The organism is Pseudomonas reinekei (assembly GCF_001945365.1).
Taxonomy (GTDB): domain Bacteria; phylum Pseudomonadota; class Gammaproteobacteria; order Pseudomonadales; family Pseudomonadaceae; genus Aquipseudomonas; species Aquipseudomonas reinekei.
The window spans coordinates 1-1,789 of record NZ_MSTQ01000045.1; the positions used below are offsets into that span (position 1 = coordinate 1).

Consider the following 1,789-nt stretch of genomic DNA (forward strand, 5'->3'; position numbering starts at 1 on the left):
AATTTTGTATTGGGAGCGTAACGGTTTTTGCCTTTGGCTAAAGCGGCTGGAGTCCGAGCGCTTCAAGACATCGCCGGATTTTTCGGATGAAGCCATCGTTCTGACGGTTCAAGAACTCAACTGGTTATTGGACGGTTTTGATTTGTGGCGCAACCGCCCGCATCAAGTTTTGACGCCTCGATTTGTCGCCTGATTCGGTATAATCCAGGGCATGATTTCCATGCCCAAAGACCTTCCTGACGACCCTGCTTTGCTCAAGCTACTGCTTGAGCAAATGCTGAGTGAGCGCGAGTCGGATAAGGGCAAGATCGTTCATCTCGAAGAAGAAAACGCGTTGTTGCGTCAGCGCCTTTTCGGGCGTAAGTCAGAGCAGACAGCCGATCCCGCGACCCCGCAAATGGCCTTGTTCAACGAAGTTGAAAGCGTGGCCGAGTCTGTCGACGAAACGGTGGAAGAAGAGGTTGTCGCTCCGACCAAACATCGCGGTAAACGCAAGCCTCTGCCCGCCGATCTTCCGCGCATCGAAGTCATCCACGAACTGCCCGAGCACGAACTGACCTGCGCCTGCGGTTGCCGCAAGCACACCATTGGTGAGGAAATCAGCGAGCAGCTGGAGATCGTGCCGATGCAAATCCGTGTGATCAAACATGTCCGCAAGATCTACGGTTGCCGCGATTGCGAGACCGCACCGGTTACCGCGGACAAGCCCGCTCAACTGATTGAAAAAAGCATGGCCAGCCCAAGTGTCCTGGCGATGCTGCTGACGACCAAATACGTCGATGGCTTACCGCTTCACCGCTTCGAAAAAGTGCTGGGCCGCCACGGTATCGATATCCCACGCCAGACCTTGGCGCGCTGGGTTATCCAGTGCGGCGAACACCTGCAACCCTTGCTCAACTTGATGCGGGATCGACTGCTGGGAAGTCGCGTCATCCACTGCGACGAAACGCGTGTACAGGTGATGAAAGAGCCTGATCGAGAGCCGACCAGTCAATCCTGGATGTGGGTGCAAACCGGCGGACCGCCTAATCAGCCTGTGATCCTTTTTGACTACTCGACCAGCCGGGCGCAGGAGGTTCCGTCGCGCCTGCTCGAAGGTTATCGCGGCTACCTGATGACCGACGATTATGCTGGTTACAACGCCTTGGGCGCGCAGTCCGGTGTCGAACGTTTAGGCTGTTGGGCCCATGCACGACGCAAGTTTGTCGAGGCGCAAAAGGTGCAGCCTAAAGGTAAAACCGGGCGTGCCGATATCGCCCTGAATCTGATCAACAAGCTGTACGGTATCGAGCGAGATTTAAAAGAAGTCGGCGATGAACATCGCCACGAAAGCCGACAGCAAAACAGCCTGCCGGTGTTGGCCCAATTGCAAACATGGTTGGAGAAAACCCAGCCACAAGTGACGGCGCAAAATGCACTGGGCAAAGCCATCAGTTACTTGGCCAGCAACTGGATCAAGTTGGTGCGCTACACCGAAGCCGGATATTTGCCGATCGACAACAATGCGGCCGAGCGTGCGATCCGGCCCTTCGTGATCGGGCGCAAGAACTGGCTGTTCAGCGACACGCCCAAAGGCGCGACGGCCAGCGCTCAACTTTACAGTTTGGTCGAGACGGCTAAAGCCAACGGCCAAGAGCCCTATGCGTGGCTGCGCCACGCACTTGAGCGCCTGCCACAGGCAACCTCGGTTGAAGATTACGAAGCCTTGCTGCCGTGGAACTGCTCGCCCGCATCGCTTAGCTAAGCGCGCCGCCTATTTTTGAACAGGTGGGGTTTATGGAGCGCTTAC

2 protein-coding genes are annotated in these 1,789 nt (G+C 56.3%); both read left to right on the forward strand.

Annotation, left to right across the window (positions count from 1 at the left end; genetic code table 11):
• A partial coding sequence (tnpB, locus tag BVK86_RS28850) for an IS66 family insertion sequence element accessory protein TnpB (protein WP_139315821.1) occupies positions 1-193 on the forward strand: 193 nt, incomplete at its 5' end.
• 18 nt (positions 194-211) lie between these two features.
• Positions 212-1,744 carry an IS66 family transposase gene (tnpC, locus tag BVK86_RS28855; RefSeq protein WP_075949609.1) on the forward strand — a complete coding sequence of 511 codons (1,533 nt, stop codon included), beginning with the start codon at positions 212-214 and terminating at the stop codon, positions 1,742-1,744.
• Positions 1,745-1,789 lie beyond the last annotated feature (45 nt).

Bases quoted from the DNA above. Each gene is read 5' to 3' on its own strand.
- tnpC (WP_075949609.1), top strand. From the start codon at position 212: ATGATTTCCATGCCCAAAGACCTTCCTGACGACCCTGCTTTGCTCAAG.